This window comes from Streptomyces sp. NPDC001851, assembly GCF_040297165.1.
Lineage (GTDB): Bacteria > Actinomycetota > Actinomycetes > Streptomycetales > Streptomycetaceae > Streptomyces.
Genome location: NZ_JBEOYR010000010.1, coordinates 54,819 through 69,463, shown reverse-complemented (window position 1 = coordinate 69,463; position 14,645 = coordinate 54,819). Strand labels below are relative to the sequence as shown.

Annotated in this window: 12 protein-coding genes and 1 pseudogene; 6 read left to right on the top strand and 7 right to left on the bottom strand. The window is 72.6% G+C overall.

From position 1 onward, the window contains the following. Nucleotides 1-123 precede the first annotated feature (123 nt). The 5 genes and pseudogenes from ABT171_RS16665 to ABT171_RS16645 all read left to right on the top strand — a co-directional run bounded on the left by ABT171_RS16665 (nucleotide 124) and on the right by ABT171_RS16645 (nucleotide 4,998). Nucleotides 124-1,941, top strand: coding sequence for a trypsin-like serine peptidase (locus ABT171_RS16665; RefSeq protein ID WP_351244268.1), 1,818 nt, complete (start codon nucleotides 124-126; stop codon nucleotides 1,939-1,941). A gap of 74 nt (nucleotides 1,942-2,015) precedes the next feature. After that, nucleotides 2,016-3,175, top strand: a pseudogene (locus ABT171_RS16660) (serine hydrolase domain-containing protein). Nucleotides 3,176-3,210: 35 nt separating this feature from the next. After that, the gene (locus ABT171_RS16655) at nucleotides 3,211-3,810 is read left to right on the top strand and encodes a histidine phosphatase family protein (protein WP_351244266.1); all 600 of its coding nucleotides are present in this window, start codon (nucleotides 3,211-3,213) and stop codon (nucleotides 3,808-3,810) included. Between the two features lie 92 nt (nucleotides 3,811-3,902). Continuing rightward, entirely contained in the window at nucleotides 3,903-4,523 is a 621-nt protein-coding gene (locus ABT171_RS16650) for a hypothetical protein (protein ID WP_351244264.1), read from the top strand. Nucleotides 4,524-4,575: 52 nt separating this feature from the next. Further along, entirely contained in the window at nucleotides 4,576-4,998 is a 423-nt protein-coding gene (locus ABT171_RS16645; RefSeq protein ID WP_351244262.1) for an acyl-CoA thioesterase, read from the top strand. 123 nt (nucleotides 4,999-5,121) lie between these two features. Here ABT171_RS16645 and ABT171_RS16640 read toward each other — a convergent pair whose 3' ends face one another. After that, complete coding sequence (locus tag ABT171_RS16640) at nucleotides 5,122-5,742, bottom strand: TMEM175 family protein (RefSeq protein ID WP_351244260.1); 621 nt, start codon at nucleotides 5,740-5,742, stop codon at nucleotides 5,122-5,124. A gap of 401 nt (nucleotides 5,743-6,143) precedes the next feature. On the opposite strand from ABT171_RS16640, the gene ABT171_RS16635 reads away from it, so the two are divergent. Further along, nucleotides 6,144-9,011 (top strand): hypothetical protein, encoded by a 2,868-nt coding sequence (locus ABT171_RS16635; RefSeq protein ID WP_351244258.1) that lies wholly within the window; start codon nucleotides 6,144-6,146, stop codon nucleotides 9,009-9,011. Nucleotides 9,012-9,036: 25 nt separating this feature from the next. On the opposite strand, the gene ABT171_RS16630 is transcribed toward ABT171_RS16635, so the two are convergent. The 6 genes from ABT171_RS16630 to uraD all read right to left on the bottom strand — a co-directional run bounded on the left by ABT171_RS16630 (nucleotide 9,037) and on the right by uraD (nucleotide 14,551). Beyond that, complete coding sequence (locus tag ABT171_RS16630) at nucleotides 9,037-10,404, bottom strand: nucleobase:cation symporter-2 family protein (protein WP_351244256.1); 1,368 nt, start codon at nucleotides 10,402-10,404, stop codon at nucleotides 9,037-9,039. 564 nt (nucleotides 10,405-10,968) lie between these two features. After that, nucleotides 10,969-12,354 carry an 8-oxoguanine deaminase gene (locus tag ABT171_RS16625; RefSeq protein ID WP_351244254.1) on the bottom strand — a complete coding sequence of 462 codons (1,386 nt, stop codon included), beginning with the start codon at nucleotides 12,352-12,354 and terminating at the stop codon, nucleotides 10,969-10,971. 72 nt (nucleotides 12,355-12,426) lie between these two features. Continuing rightward, on the bottom strand, nucleotides 12,427-12,648 hold the full coding sequence (locus ABT171_RS16620; protein WP_351244252.1) for a hypothetical protein: 222 nt from the start codon (nucleotides 12,646-12,648) through the stop codon (nucleotides 12,427-12,429). Nucleotides 12,649-12,711: 63 nt separating this feature from the next. Beyond that, nucleotides 12,712-13,635, bottom strand: a complete 924-nt coding sequence (pucL, locus tag ABT171_RS16615; RefSeq protein WP_351244250.1) for a factor-independent urate hydroxylase — start codon at nucleotides 13,633-13,635, stop codon at nucleotides 12,712-12,714. 3 nt (nucleotides 13,636-13,638) lie between these two features. Then, a complete protein-coding gene (gene uraH / locus ABT171_RS16610; RefSeq protein WP_351244248.1) occupies nucleotides 13,639-14,034 on the bottom strand; it encodes a hydroxyisourate hydrolase in 396 nt (131 codons plus the stop codon). 4 nt (nucleotides 14,035-14,038) lie between these two features. Next, nucleotides 14,039-14,551: a 2-oxo-4-hydroxy-4-carboxy-5-ureidoimidazoline decarboxylase gene (gene uraD, locus ABT171_RS16605; protein ID WP_351244246.1), complete on the bottom strand. Its 513-nt coding sequence runs from the start codon at nucleotides 14,549-14,551 to the stop codon at nucleotides 14,039-14,041. Nucleotides 14,552-14,645 lie beyond the last annotated feature (94 nt).

The following is a 14,645-nucleotide window of genomic DNA, read 5'->3' as shown; positions in this document are numbered from 1 at the left end:
TCGCGCGCCTGTGCGAAGATCGCCCCGCACGAACCGGGGGGAATCTTCGCGCCCTGCCAGCGCCGCGCCGCCGTTTCCCCGGGCCGGTTCCGACAGACCCGCAGCAGACCAGGGGGAGCACCGTTGTCCACGTCCAGAAGACCGTCCTCGTCGCGCATACGCCGGACGACCGTCGCCGTGGTGTGCGGCGCGGCCCTCGGCAGCGTGGTCGCGCCCGCGCAGGCCCGGGCCGCCGCGTCGCCGGCGCCCCCCGCCGGGCAGGAGGCGCAGCAGGCCGCCCGCTTCTGGACCGCGCAGCGGATGGCGGACGCGGCGCCGCTGGACGGGGACCGGACACAGCCGGACCGGCCCGGCCCGGGGGTCGCGACGGCGGGCCGGCCGCAGGGCACGCCCTTCCAGGGGACCCGTGTCGTCGGGACGTTCTTCGGGTCCGACGGGCCGGGCGGCACCACCTGGCACTGCACGGGCAGTGTGATCGACACCACGGCACGGAACATCGTGCTCACCGCCGCCCACTGCGCGCTGAGCATGAAGGGCGACTACATCTTCGTCCCCAGGTTCGTGAAGGGTGCCAGCCCCGACCGGCAGCCGTACGGCATCTTCCACATCCAGCGGGTCTTCACCGACCCCCGCTACGTGCCCGACAAGGGGTCGACGACCACCAAGGGGCCCGCGTCGGACCTGGACACCGCGTTCGCCAGGGTCTCGGCCAACCAGCGCGGCCAGAGCCTCCAGGACGCGGTCGGCGGCGGACTGACCTTCACCCCCGCGAACGGCTACACCCACCAGAACGTGACCGTCGTCGGCTATCCCTCCTACGGGCACAACAGCGCCGGAAGCGCCGTCAAGTGCACCGTGCCGACGCGGCAACTACCCGGCTACCGGCAGATGTCGATGACCTGCGGCGGCTACTACGGCGGCGTGTCCGGCAGCCCGTGGATCACCGACTACCAGGACGACGCGGGCACCGGCCACGTCATCGGCAACCTCGGCGGCTACAACGGCGGCGGCAACGACGCGAACGTCGACTACATCAGCTACGCCCCGGCGTTCGGAGCCGACGCCCAGAACCTGCTCGCCAACGCGGTCGCGAACCAGGGCCCGTCCGCCGGTCTGCCCGCGTACCAGGGGCTCCAGCTGCCGGGCGGCGCGGCCCGCTGGCAGAAGGCCGCGCTGATGGCCTCCGCGGACTACACCGGCGACCACCTCGGCGACCTGCTCGTCGTCTGGTCCAACGGCGGGGTCACCCTGTACCCCGGGGACGGCAACGGCGCGTTCGGTGCCGAGAAGCAGCTGCTGAAGGCGAACACCACCTGGACGCACGCCCGCAACATCACCGGCGGGACCTTCACCGGCGGCCGGCCGGGCCTGCTGGTGCGCTGGTCGGACGGCGAGGCCACCCTGTACCCGGACCTCAGCCCTTCGGGAGTGGGCCGCGAGATACAGATGGCGAAGCCCAACTCGGTCTGGAAGAACGTCGTACAGCTCACCGCCGGGCAGTTCCACGGGGCCACGGGCGCGACCGATGTGCTGGCGCGCCGCTCCGACGGCAGCCTGGTCCTCTACACCGCGGTCCGCGCCGGGTCCTTCGGCACCGGCAAGCAGATCCTCGCGGCGAACGGCACCTGGACCAAGGCCACGCTGCTGAGCGGCGGCGCCCTGCGCGGCACGGCCGGCGCGGACCTGCTCGCGGTCTCGTCCGACGGCACGCTCGACAGCTACGCCGGTGTCTCGGCCGGCGGACCGGGCACCCGGTCCCGGCTGCGCGGCCCGAACGGCACCTGGACGCACGCCCAGGTCATGACCACCGGCGACCTCACCCCGGACCACACGGGCAACGACCTGCTCGTGCGCTGGTCCGACGGCGAGACCTCGCTGTACGCCGACTCCGGTGCCCAGAAGCTCGGCCCCGAGAGCACACTGGTCCCGCCGGGCACCTGAGCCACCGGGAATGCCCGGCCGCCACCGGGTGTTTACGGTCCCTGCCGGTGATCAACGGACAGGGGGAACGACACATGCGGATCGATGTGCACGGCACGGTGGCGGAGGGATTCGAGGGCGTACGCGAGGAGTTCGCGGCGGTGCTCGCCGGGGAACGGGACGATCCGGGCGCACAGTTCGTGGTGTACCGGCACGGGCGGCGCGTGGTGGACCTGTGGGGCGGCGACGGCATCGACGGGGACTCCCTGACGACCCTGTACTCCCTCGCCAAGGGAGCCGCCCACCTCGTCGTCGCCCTGCTGGTGCAGGACGGGGTGCTCGACCTGGACCGTGAAGTGGCCGCCTACTGGCCCGAGTTCGGCGCCCACGGCAAGGACCGGCTGACGCTGGGCGAGCTGCTGGAGCACCGTGCCGGACTCGTCAACGACGCAGAACAGGCCTTCACCGTCGAGGAGTTGGCCGACGACCGGATCACCGCGGCCCGGCTGGCGCAGCGCCGGCCGCTGTGGGAGCCGGGCACCGCCTGGGGCTACCACGCCTTCGTCATCGGCGCCCTCACCGGCGAGGTGGTGCGCCGGGCGACCGGCCGGTCCGTCCAGGAGCTGTACGAGGAGCGGATCCGGTCGCCGTACGGGCTCGACTACTACCTGGGGCTGCCCGCGGCGGCGGAGCCGCGCTGGGTGGACGTGCAGCCGCTGGTGCCGACCCCGGAGGAGGCCGTACTGCTGAAGGAGCGGGCGGCGGCCCCGGACAGCATCCGGGGCATCGCGTTCGGCGCGCACGGGCCGGCGCCGATCGACCTCGTGGCCTTCGGCAACCACCCCCGGGTGAAGGCGCTCGGGCCGGCGTCCTCGGGCGGCGTGGGCAACGCCCGCGGGTCGCCGGGATGTTCGCGGCCGCCATCAGCTCCGTGGACGGCAGGCCGCCGCTGCTCACGCCCGCGACCGCGGCCCTCTTCGGCGAGCTGCGCACCCCGGGCGGCCCGGACCTGGTCACCGGCAGCGAGGACCACTTCGCGCGCGGCTTCGAGCACACCCCGGCGCTCTACCCGTTCCTCGGCGCCGGCACCTTCGGGCACAGCGGCGCGACCGGTTCGCTGGGCTTCGCCGACCCGGCGAACGGCATCGCGTACGCCTACACCCGGCGCCGGTTCTCCTTCCCTTCCGGGGTGGGCGCGGCCCCGGAGAACGGCCGACTGGCCGAGTCCGTCCTGCGGGCGGCCGCCGCCCTGTGACACGGTGCTGACAGGCGAGCGGGAAGGGCGCTGACGTGGCTGACCTCTTTCTCGTCCGGCACGGTGAGACCGAGTGGTCGCGGTCCGGACGGCACACCGGCTGGACCGACGTTCCCCTCACCGAGCACGGGCGGGAGGAGGCGCGCCGGCTGGTGCCGCTGATCCGCTCGCACCGGATCGGGGCCGCGTTCGTCAGCCCCCTGCGGCGGGCCCGGGAGACCGCCGGGCTCATCGGGATCCCGGACGCCCGGGTCGACGCCGACCTGCGCGAATGGGACTACGGCGGCTACGAGGGCGTGACCACCGTGGAGATCCAGCGGAGCCGCCCCGGCTGGTTCCTGTTCACGGACGGGGTCGCACCCGGGCCGCCGGAGCATCCGGGCGAGACCCCGGAGCAGGTCGGCGAGCGCGCCGACCGGGTGCTGGCCAAGGCCGATGCCGCCCTCGCCGGCACCGAGGGCGGCGTCGTCCTGATCGCCCACGGCCACTTCCTGCGCGTCCTGACCGCCCGCCGCCTCGGTCTCCCGCCCCGGCAGGGGGCCCTGTTCCAGCTCGCGACGGGGGCACTGTGCCGCCTGGGCACGGAGCACGGGCGGCCGGTGGTGGCGGGGTGGAACATCCGGCCGCCGCAGTAGCGGAACCCCGTTGTCGGACCCGGACCGTACTCTGCACAGGAGGCCGTCCGGCAGACGGCCCGGACGGGGAACGGTACCGGAAGGAGCGCGCTGTGACGCGACCGCCGACCGCCGCGCAGCGGCGTCTGATCGAGGCCGCCGATCCGGTGACCGGACGGCTGCGCGGTACCGGGGCGCAGCTCGCGGCGCTGGTCGCGCGGGGGCTGGCGTTCCGGCATCCGCGGCCGCCGCACGAGCACTTCCTGACCCCGGCCGGGCATCGGATACGGGAGGCGCAGCCCCCGGCGCCCGAGGAGCCCACGCCGGCCACGGGCGTGTTCGCGGCGCGGGCCGGTGGCGAGGAGTCGCCGCCCGCGGACGGTCCGGCGCGGCTGCGTGAGGTGCACAGCGCCTGGCAGGGGCTGCTGGAGCTGCGCCGCATGACCAACCCCGACGGCGCGGCGGACCGGCCGTGCGGCTGGGAGCGCACGCATCTGGTGCGGGCGGCGGCACTCGCCCTGGAGGCGGCCGGGCACCGTCCCGCGGGCGGGGACACGGACGGCTACCGGGTCCGCGCGACCCCGCAGCCGGAGGCGGTCGCCGTGTACGCGCAGGACGCGCGGGCCCTCGCGTCCTGCGCGGCCACGCTGGCACGCGCGGGCTGGCAGGCCGGCGAGTACACCGAACCGCGGACGAGGGTGCGGTACCTGCTCGCCTCGCCGCGCCGGATGTGAGCGGCGTGCGAGGATCGGCGGGTCAGTGTGCCGTACACGAGAAGGGGAACCCGTGAGCGAACCGTTTTCCGTACGCGTGACCGTCCGCGGCTACGAGACGGATGTGCAGGGCCATCTGAACCAGGCGGTGTACGTCAACTACGCGGAGCACGCCCGCTGGTCCCTCCTGAAGGCGGCCGGAGTGACCCAGGCCGAGCTCATGGGCCGGGGGGTGGGACCGGTGTCGCTGGAGACGACGATCCGCTACCGGCACGAGCTGCTCGCCGGTGACGAGGTCGACGTGACCTGCGCGTTCGAGTGGGGTGGGGGCAAGACCTTCCGGGTCCGGCAGGAGATCCGCAAGCCGGACGGCACGGTCGCGGCCGAACTCACCGCGGTCACCGGCCTGCTGGACCTCAAGGAGCGCAGACTGGTGGCGGACCCGGGCAAGGTCTTCGAGGAACTGGCCGTCGACCCGGGCCTGTTCGGCCTGTAGCCCCGCACGGAGCCTGCGCGTCGAGCGGCCCGGGTGTGAGCGCCCCCGCCGTGCGCCCGGGTCCGGGACGTGCGCGGCCGGCCCGCTCGGCCTCGCCGCGCCGAGCGCTCGCGATGGCCGGTCTCATGGCATGGCCCGGTCGCGGCGGATCGGCACCGGGACCTGGTTGAAGCCGTAGTAGAGCGCGAGCAGGCCGTGGGCGGCCAGGGTCAGGGGTGCGGAGACGAAGGCGAGGCCCACCGTCAGGGGGTAGCCGAGGGACCCGAGGGCGAAGCGGGCGCGGGTTCCTCGGGCCGCCGCGGTGTCCACGCGCGCGTCGAAGAGGTGGCCGGTGCGGGTGAGGTGCCACCACAGAGCCTGGAAGGCGAGGGCCATGGCCACCATCACCAGGCTGTAGACGGCCGCCGCCGCGTGCGAGGCGGTGCCCTCGCGCAGGTACTCGGCGAGCATGGCCGTCGGCCAGGGCACGACGGCCACGACCATCAGCACCATCAGGTTCAGGAACATCAGCGGCCGGTCGACCCGGGCGACATAGCTGAACAGCTGGTGGTGGTTGACCCACATGATCCCGATGACCAGGAAGCTGACCACATAGGCGGCGTACGACGGCCACTGCGCGCCGATGGCGGCCCACAGCCCGCCGTGGTCACCCGTCCTGGGCACCTTGATGTCCAGGACGAGCAGGGTGATGGCGATGGCGAACACGCCGTCGCTGAAGGCCTCGACACGGCCGGACTCGTTCATGGCGTACTCCCCCGTCGGCGCTCGGTGCCTCCCTATCGTGCAGTACGCGCCGCACCGCCCTCACCGCACGCCACGCCGCGCCGCCCAGCCGGATCGCCACGACGATCGCGTCCTGGTGCTGGTGGACCAACTCGATGATGTGCACGGTCCGTTCCCTTCGTCCGCCGGCGGGTCCATGCCGCCGGCCGGTGTTCCAGCCGGTGCGCTCCCGGTGTACGCGGCGGTTGCGGGTGGCCGGCAGCGGCTGCGGACAGGAGCCGGACACCACGACCGTGAGCTGCGGTGACGTCGGCTGTCCGGGTGTCCGCGGGTGTCCGGGTCCGGACACTTCCGGAACCCGCGCGGACGGGGACGCCCACCCCGTAGGCTCGTTCGACGGCACCATGGGGGTGGAGGAGCACATGAGGACGGGCAGGGAGCAGCGGCCGTGCGCGGGACTGGCGTTGACGCCCGTCGATCCGGAGGCCCCGGAGCCGGTACGCGCGTTGGCCCTCCGGCTGCGGCGGGTCCTCTCCACGGCCGGGTTCGGCAGTCTCCGGGAGATCGCCGCCGCCTGCGGGGTGGGGCGTACGACCGTTTCGGACGCCCTCTCCGGCACCCGCGCGCCGACCTGGGCCACTGTCGCGGCCCTGCTCAAGGGCAGCAGGGTGGTCCCGGACGTGGAGTGGCGGCGGGCGGTGGACGCGGCGAAGGACGCGGAGCGGGCGCACAAGGGCCGCCGACGCGGTGGGACACCGGTCGCGGCCGACGCCCCCGTGCCGGCGGGTCCCGGCAGCGCCGCCGCGCCCGGCACCTTCTCCGTCCGCGCGCCCTACGGTGAGCTTCCGGGGCGGGTCCGGGGCCGGGACGAGCTGCTGGCCGCGCTGGAGCGGGAGTTGCTGGAGGGCGCTGACCAGGTGCAGGTGCTGCACGGGCTGGGCGGCGGCGGGAAGACGACCGTGGCGCTGCGGCTGGCGCAGTACGCCCACCGGCAGGGCCGCCGGGTGTTCTGGCTCTCCGCCACCACCCGCGAGCGGCTGACGACGGGAATGCGCCAGGTCGCACGGGAACTGGGTGTCTCGGAGCAGCAGGTCGAGGCCGCCTGGTCCGGGCGGTCCAGCGCGACGGACCTGGTGTGGCGGGCCCTCGACACGGCCGACGAGCCCTGGCTGCTCGTGGTGGACAACGCCGACGAACCGGCCGTGACCGCCGCCGTGGACGGCGCGGCCGGTGACGGCACCGGGTGGATCCGGACCAGCCCGGCCGGCCTCACCGTCGTCACCAGCCGGGTCGGCAATCCGATGGTGTGGGGCGGGCAGGGGCGGTGCCGGTCCGTGGACGTCCTCTCGCCCGAGGACGGGGCCGCCGTCCTGATGGACTTCGCGGGTGACTCGGGCCCGGCGGCCGACGCCCTGCTGCTGGCCGAGCGGCTCGGCGGACTGCCGCTGGCCCTGCGGCTGGCCGGGGCGTATCTCGCCCGCACCCGGCGCGGGTTCGGGCTGCTGCGCGACAGCGGCGACCACGGGCTGGTACGGGACTTCGCCGGTTATGCCCGCGAACTCGACCGGCTCGGCGCGGAGTTGCTGGACCGCGGAGAGCCCGACGGCCAGTCCGCCGGGGAACGGCGGCTGCGGCGGCTGGTCGGCCGCACCTGGGAGATGAGCCTGGACCTGCTGGCCGCCCAGGGACTTCCCGAGGCGAGGGACCTGATGCGGCTGCTGTCCTGCTTCGGCCGGGCGCCGTTTCCCGTGATGGTGCTGCAGCGCGCCGTGCAGACGAGGCAGGAGCTCTTCCCGTCGGGGGCCGAGCGGGTCGAGCTGGCTCTTGAGGCGTTGGGGGACGTGAGTCTGCTGACGGTGGAGGACGTGACGCTGGCGGCCGACCAGGAGGACCGGTGGGTGATGCCGTGTCTGACGGCGCACCCCTTGGTCCTGGAGACGAACGCGCTGCAGATGCGCACGGCGCCCGAACCCACGCGCGCCGGGCTGTGGCGGGGCGCGGGGAGCGTCGCCGGGGTACTGGCCGAGTTGTCGACGGCGCCCGAGATGTGGAAGGTCTGGCAGCTCCACATTCCGCACATCACGGCGGGAATCCGCTGTGTCCCGCCGGAGTACGCCCAGTCGCTCGGCGCATTCCTGGAACTCGGCATGGCGGCCCAGCGGTATGCCGTCGCGTCCAGCCGATATGACCTCGTGGACGAACTCGTCACCCTGCTGATGGAGCGCTCCGGCACCCTGGCCCCCGACGACCCGCTGAGGTCGGCCGTTCACCGGGCCCACCATGCCCGGCTCAGGGGCCCGGAGCGGGTCCGAGCGACACATGACCTGTTCCAGGGGCTCGTGCGGAGCCTGGGCCCGGACCACCTGGAGACCGTCTTCGCACGCCTGGGATGGGCGAGGGCACTGCTGAAGGAGGGCAGGCTGGGCGAAGCGGAAGCGGAACTGCGTGCCTCCATCCGGAAACTGCGTCACCTGGGGACGGTCCCGAGAAGACTGATCATGGCTCAGGGCAACCTGGTGGCCACCCTGGCCGAACAGGGCCGCGACGACGAAGCGACGGCCGAGGCCCGCACCCTGATGACGGAGCTCGGGGCGTACGGGGACGGCCTCGACGTGCACCTCGCCCATCTGGCCGCCCACGCCCTCGACTCCGGGCGACTGCTGCCGGAGGCCGAGCAGCTGTACCGCCGCATTCTCGTGCAACTGGAGACGTCCGTGGAGACGCGGTCCCGGCTCTACCTGGACATGTCCCGGCGACTGGCCCAGAACCTGGTGCGGCAGGACCGCCGCCGAGAGGCCCTGGACGTCCTCGGGAATCTCCTCGCCCGGTACCGGTCGGACCCCCACGCCATGGCCGTCCACACCAAGGCGCTCGTACACCCGCACCACATCCGTGCCGCCCTCCAGCTCGACTTCGGCGAGGCGGCACAGGCGGAGGCGGAGCTGCGGTCCTTCCTCCGGGACCTCGCGGCGCTCGAATCCGGGGGTCCCGGCGTCATCACCACACGGTTGGTTCTGGTGCAGGTGCTGCTCCACAGCGGGCAGCCGGACGCCGCCTCACGCGAACTGGACGCCGTGGAGGCCGATTCGAGGTCGGTGGGCGAGACCACGTACCGCGGCGCCGTACGGCTGTGGCGCGCCCGCTGCCACCGTGCCCAGGGCCGTCACAAGGCGGCGACCGTCCTCTACGACGAGGCCCTCGCCCTGACGGACGACCCGGAGACGGCCCGTCTCATCGCCGCGGAGTCCGCCGCGTGCAGAGCCGCGGCCGGGGCGGGGACCGAGGGGTGACCCCGGCCCCCGCCCCGCCGCCGGTTCAGCGCGCCGGTGCCAGTTCCTCCCCCGCCTCCATCGGATGGGTGACGTCCTCGGCCTCGCGGCCCTTGCCGATGTGGTTGAAGACGAGGTTGAGGAGGACGGCGGTGACGCAGCCGGTGGAGATGCCGGAGTCCAGGACGATCTTCGCGGTCCCCGGGAAGGCGTGGTAGAAGCCGGGCGCGGTGATCGGGATGATGCCGACCGCGAGGGAGACGGCGACGATCAGGATGTTGTTGTCCTTCTCCAGTCCGGCCCGGACCAGGGTCTGGATGCCGCTCGCGGCGACCGAGCCGAACAGGACGACGCCGGCGCCGCCGAGGACCGGGCGGGGTACGACCGCGATGAGCGAGGCGGCCGCCGGGCACAGGCCCATCAGGACCAGGAAGCCGCCGCCGACGGCGACGACGTAGCGGCTGCGGATCCTCGTCATGGCGACGAGGCCGATGTTCTGGGCGAAGGCGCTGCACATGAAGCCGTTGAACAGCGGGCTGAGGGCCGAACCGAGGGTGTCGGCGCGCAGTCCCGCGGCGATGGTCCTCTCGTCGGCGGGGCGTTCGACGACCTCGCCGAGCGCCAGCATGTCGGCCGTGGACTCCGTCATGGAGACGACCATGACCACGCACATCGACAGGATCGCCGCGATCTGGAACCGCGGGGCGCCGAAGTGGAACGGGGCCGGGAAGCCGACGACGTCCGCGTGGGCGACGGGGCCGAAGTCCGTGACGCCGAAGGGTATCGCGATGAGCGTGCCGGTGATCAGGCCGAGCAGGACCGCGATCTGCTTGACGAAGCCGCGGGTGAAGCGGCGCAGGACGAGGACGATGGCCAGGGTGATGCCGGCGAGGGTGAGGTAGGTCGTCGAACCGTAGTCGCTCGCCCTGGGGTCGGGGCCCTGGGCCCAGCCGAAGGCGACGGGGAGCAGCGAGACGCCGATCAGGGTGATGACCGAGCCGGTGACGACGGGCGGGAAGAAGCGGATCGCCTTGCTGAAGAAGGGGGCGGCGAGGAAGCCGAGGAGCCCGGCGACGATGACCGCGCCGAAGATGACCGGCAGCGCGTCGGACTTGTCCTTGGCGGAGGCGGCGATCGCCGTCATGGGGGCGACACCGGCGAAGGTGACGCCGTTGACGAACGGCAGCCGGGCGCCGATCTTCCAGAACCCCAGGGTCTGCAGGAAGGTGGCGAGCCCGGCGGTGAACAGACAGGCGCCGGTGAGGAAGGTGAGGTCGGTGCCGGACAGGCCTACGGCCGCGCCGACGATCAGGGGCGGGGCGACGACTCCCGCGTACATGGCGGCCACGTGCTGCAGGCCGCTGGTCGCCATTTTCAGGGCGGGGAGTTTCTCGTCAACAGGATGGGCGGCCACGGCGGCTCCTCCGAGCGGCTAACACGTCTTGGTCGACATGGGTTTCATGGAGGTGGTGCGGGTGGTCAGGGGGCGCCCGGGCTCAAGCGGGTCGGGAGCCCTGGGACGGACCGGGACGGGGGTGGCGCTGTGAGCGGTTCGAGTGGTGCCGTTCCGAGGCTCCGTGCGTGCGCACGAGCCCCGGAACGGCTGCCGTGGACCCCGCTCGGGTCCACGGACCCCGGCCGGGAGCCGTCCCTCCCGACCGGAGCCTTCCGACGGTCCGGCCGCACAAGCCGACCCGCCGATTCCTCCCGGCCGGCCGCCCGTACAAGGCGACCGCCGAGCCTTCCGGCGAACCGCCCACCAGGGACGACCGCCGAGCCTTGCGGCGGACCCGCCCGCGCGGGGCGGACGCCGAGGCCTCCGGCAGGGCGGCCGTATGGGCCGTCCTGCCGAGATCTTCGGTGGACCGCCCGTACGGGGTGACCGCCAAGTTTGTCCGTGGGCCGGCTGTGCGAGGTGGCCGACGAGTGGGTCCGGGGTCCGGCCGCGGGGACGGCCGGTTGCCGGGGTGGGCGGGGATCAGGCCTGGGCGGCGATCCGGGCGAGGCGCTGGGCCTCCTCGCGGGTGCTGCGGGCGACGGCGTCCTCGTCGACCGTCAGCAGGCGGCCGTTCTCCACGATCTGCCTGCCGTTGACGAAGGAGGCCGACACCGGGGCCGCGGCGCCGAAGACCAGCGCGGTCACCGGGTCCGCGATGGAGGCGTGGGCGAGGGTGTCCATCTTCCACAGGACCACGTCGGCCAGCTTGCCCGGCTCCAGCGAACCGATCTGCTCGGCCCGGCCGAGTACCTGGGCGCCGCCGTAGGTACCGAGCCGCAGCGCCTGACGGGCGTTCAGTGCCGCCTCGCGGTGCGCGCCGAGCCGGTTGATCAGCAGGGCGTTGCGCAGCTCGGTGTGGAGTTCGCCGGACTCGTTGGAGGCGGTGCCGTCGACGCCGAGGCCGACGGGGACGCCGGACCTCAGCATGTCGGGGACGCGGGCGATACCGGCGGCGAGGCGGGCGTTGGACGACGGACAGTGGGCCACGCCCGTCTTCGTGCGGGCGAACGCGGCGATGTCGGAGTCGGTCATGTGGACGCAGTGCGCCATCCACACGTCCTCACCGAGCCAGCCCGTGGACTCGAAGTAGTCGGTCGGGCCCATGCCGAACAGTTCGTGGCAGAACTTCTCCTCCTCCACGGTCTCCGAGCCGTGGGTGTGCAGCCGTACGCCGAGCCGGCGGGCCAACTGGGCGCCCTCACGCATGAGTTCGGTGGAGACGGAGAACGGGGAGCAGGGGGCGACGGCCACCTGGGTCATGGCGTCGAAGGAGGCGTCGTGGTGCTCCCTGACGGTCGCCTCGGTCGCCGCGAGCGCGCCCTCCAGCGTCTCGACGGCGAAGTCCGGCGGCAGTCCGCCGTCCTTCTCGCTGCGGTCCATCGAGCCGCGGGCCAGTGTGAAGCGGACGCCCGTCTCGGCGGCGGCCCGGATGATCGAGCCGGACAGGTCGCCGGAGCCGTGCGGGAAGACGTAGTGGTGGTCCATGGCGGTGGTGACACCGCCGCGCGCCATCATCGCGAGCGACCCCTGCGCGGCCGCGTACGTCATCCGCTCGTCGATCCGGGCCCAGGTGGGGTAGAGCGCGACGAGCCAGTTGAACAGGTTGTGGTCGGTGGCCAGACCCCGGGTGATCCACTGGTAGAAGTGGTGGTGGGTGTTGACCAGGCCGGGCGTGGCCAGGTGGCCGCTCGCGTCGATCCGGCGCACCACGTTGTCCAGGCCTTGGGGGGCCTGGCCTGCGCCGACCGACTCGATGCGGTTGCCGGCGAGGACGAGGTACCCGGAGGCGTATGCGGTGTCGCCCGCGTCCACGGTCGCGATCGCGCAGTTCTCGATGACGGTGCGCCGGGCTGCCGATGGTGCCATCGTGCTTCCTTGTCTTTCAGTGGCGGGCCCGTGCACAGGGGGAGGTGTCCACGGGGAGGGCACGGCAGGACCCTAGGGGGATTTGAGTGCCGGGGCCGGCCTGCGGCTCCGGGTGCCGAGGTGAGGGAAGGACAGGATCGTCGCGGCGCCCGCGATGTGCGGGCGCGCGGCGGGGGCGGGCCGCGAGAGGCGGAGCTTCTCGTGCACCGGGTGCGCGGACGCCCCGGCGTCCTCGCTGTGCGCCGGCGGGGTGGAACAGGGAGCTTCGGCGGGCCCCTGCGCAGGCTGTGCCATGGTGTTTCCTCCGGTGTGGCGTGCCCCGGCCCGGGCGGGCGGACCGGGGACACGCGTCCCGCGTCAGAGGTTGGTCATGTCGACCGGGATCTTCGGCTCACAGCCGTCCCGGAGGATGGTCGCCTCGATCAGGCCGTAGGGCCGGTCGGCGGCGTAGTAGACCTCGTTGTCGTTCTTGAGCCCGAAGGGCTCCAGGTCGACCAGGAAGTGGTGCTTGTTCGGCAGCGAGAAGCGGACCTCGTCGATCTCGCTGCGGTTGTTGATGATGCGCGCACCCATCTGGTAAAGCGTCTGCTGCAGGGAGAGGGAGTAGGTCTCGGCGAAGGCCTGGAGCATGTGCTTCTTGACCTGCTCGTAGGACTTCTCCCAGTTGGGCATCCGCTGCTCGTCGTCGGTCCAGTTGAACCGCCAGCGGCCGGAGACCTGGGTGGCCAGGATGCGGTCGTACGCCTCCTGCAGGGTCGTGTACTTGTCCTTGACGTAACCCCAGAACTCGGAGTTCGTCGAGTTCATCACGACCAGGTCCTTCAGACCGGAGACGACCTCCCACTGCTCGCCGTCGTAGGTGACCTGGGTGACGCGGATCTCCTGGCCCTTGCGGACGAAGGAGTGCTTGACCTCGTCGGCGCCGATGAACTTGGAGTTGGCGTCGGAGGTCTCGATCCGCTCCCAGGCGTACTCCTCGATCCGGATCCGGGCGCGGTGGATCGGCTCCTGCGAGGTGACGAAGTGGCGGGCGAGGTGGATGCCGAACTGCTCGGCGGACTCGATGCCGTACTCCTTGGCGAACGCGTACACCGTGTTCTTGGTGGTGTCGGTCGGCAGGCAGTTGGCGTTGGAGCCGGAGTAGTGGACCTCCTCCATGTCGCCGCTCAGCGCGACGGAGACGTTGAGGTCCTTGATGTGGTGGGTGGCGCCGTCCCGCGTGATCTTTACGACTCGGTTCTCGGCCTTGCCGTACTGGTTCTGTCCCAGGATGGTCGGCATTAGCTAGCTCCCTCGGTAAACGGAGTAGCCGAACGGGTTGAGCAGCAGCGGTACGTGGTAGTGCTCGCCCGGTACGACGGCGAACGTGATCGCCACCTCCGGGAAGAACACGGCCGGTCCGCTGTCCCGATTCGCGGGGGCGTCCTGCTGCGCATCGGCTTGCTTCTTCTCGAAATACGGCTCCACCGCGAAGTCGAGCCGTACGTGGGTGGTCCCCTCCGGCAGGGCCGGCAGGTCCTTGCACCGGCCGTCGGCGTCGGTCGCGGAGCCGCCGAGCGCCTGCCAGCCCGCGTGGCGCCCGGAGCGGGCGCTGAGCTGGACGGCGACGCCCTCGGCGGGGCGGCCGACCGAGGTGTCCAGGATGTGGGTGGACACGGAGGCGGTGGTGCTGGTGCTCATGGTGTCAGGCGTCCTCTTCGACGAGTCGGGCCAGTCGGATACGGTTGATCTTGCCCAGCTCGGTGCGGACGATCTCCCGCTCCTGCTCCGGCGCGTTACCGATCCGCTCCTTGACCGCGTCCCGCATCTGCTCGCCGGTCCGGCCGGTGGCGCAGATCAGGAACACATGGCCGAACTTCTCCTGGTAGGCCAGGTTCAGTTCGAGCATCTCGGCCTTGAGCCCCTCGGCGGCGCCGGCCATGCCGGCCTGCTCGCGCGCGGAGGTCGGGTCGCCGGGCTTGGGCCGTCCGATCGGCGGGTGCCCGGCCATCGCCTCCTCCAGGTCCGCGGTGCTCAGCTCGGCCATGGCGGCGTCGCTGGCGGCGTAGAGGTCCTCGGGGGTGGCGTACGGCCGGGCGGCTAGCAGCCGCCGGGCCCACGCGGTGGAGGCACACGCCTCGTGGAGGGCGGCGAGGGCCGCGTGCTCCTCCAGATCGTTGAACCGGGCCAGGCCCGGGGGCGTGGAAGTCGAAGTCACGGGAGCCTCCGTGGCCGGATCCGGCCTTCGTGCTGAACGGGCTGCCGATAGCTAACGCCCCCGGAAACGTCACGTCAACACTTTGTTGAAAATT

What these genes read in the sequence shown, in the direction of transcription:
- ABT171_RS16640 (WP_351244260.1), bottom strand. Translation starts at nt 5,742, where the DNA reads ATGAACGAGTCCGGCCGTGTCGAGGCCTTCAGCGACGGCGTGTTCGCC.
- ABT171_RS16635 (WP_351244258.1), top strand. Translation starts at nt 6,144, where the DNA reads ATGAGGACGGGCAGGGAGCAGCGGCCGTGCGCGGGACTGGCGTTGACG.
- ABT171_RS16625 (WP_351244254.1), bottom strand. Translation starts at nt 12,354, where the DNA reads ATGGCACCATCGGCAGCCCGGCGCACCGTCATCGAGAACTGCGCGATC.
- ABT171_RS16620 (WP_351244252.1), bottom strand. Translation starts at nt 12,648, where the DNA reads ATGGCACAGCCTGCGCAGGGGCCCGCCGAAGCTCCCTGTTCCACCCCG.
- pucL (WP_351244250.1), bottom strand. Translation starts at nt 13,635, where the DNA reads ATGCCGACCATCCTGGGACAGAACCAGTACGGCAAGGCCGAGAACCGA.
- uraH (WP_351244248.1), bottom strand. Translation starts at nt 14,034, where the DNA reads ATGAGCACCAGCACCACCGCCTCCGTGTCCACCCACATCCTGGACACC.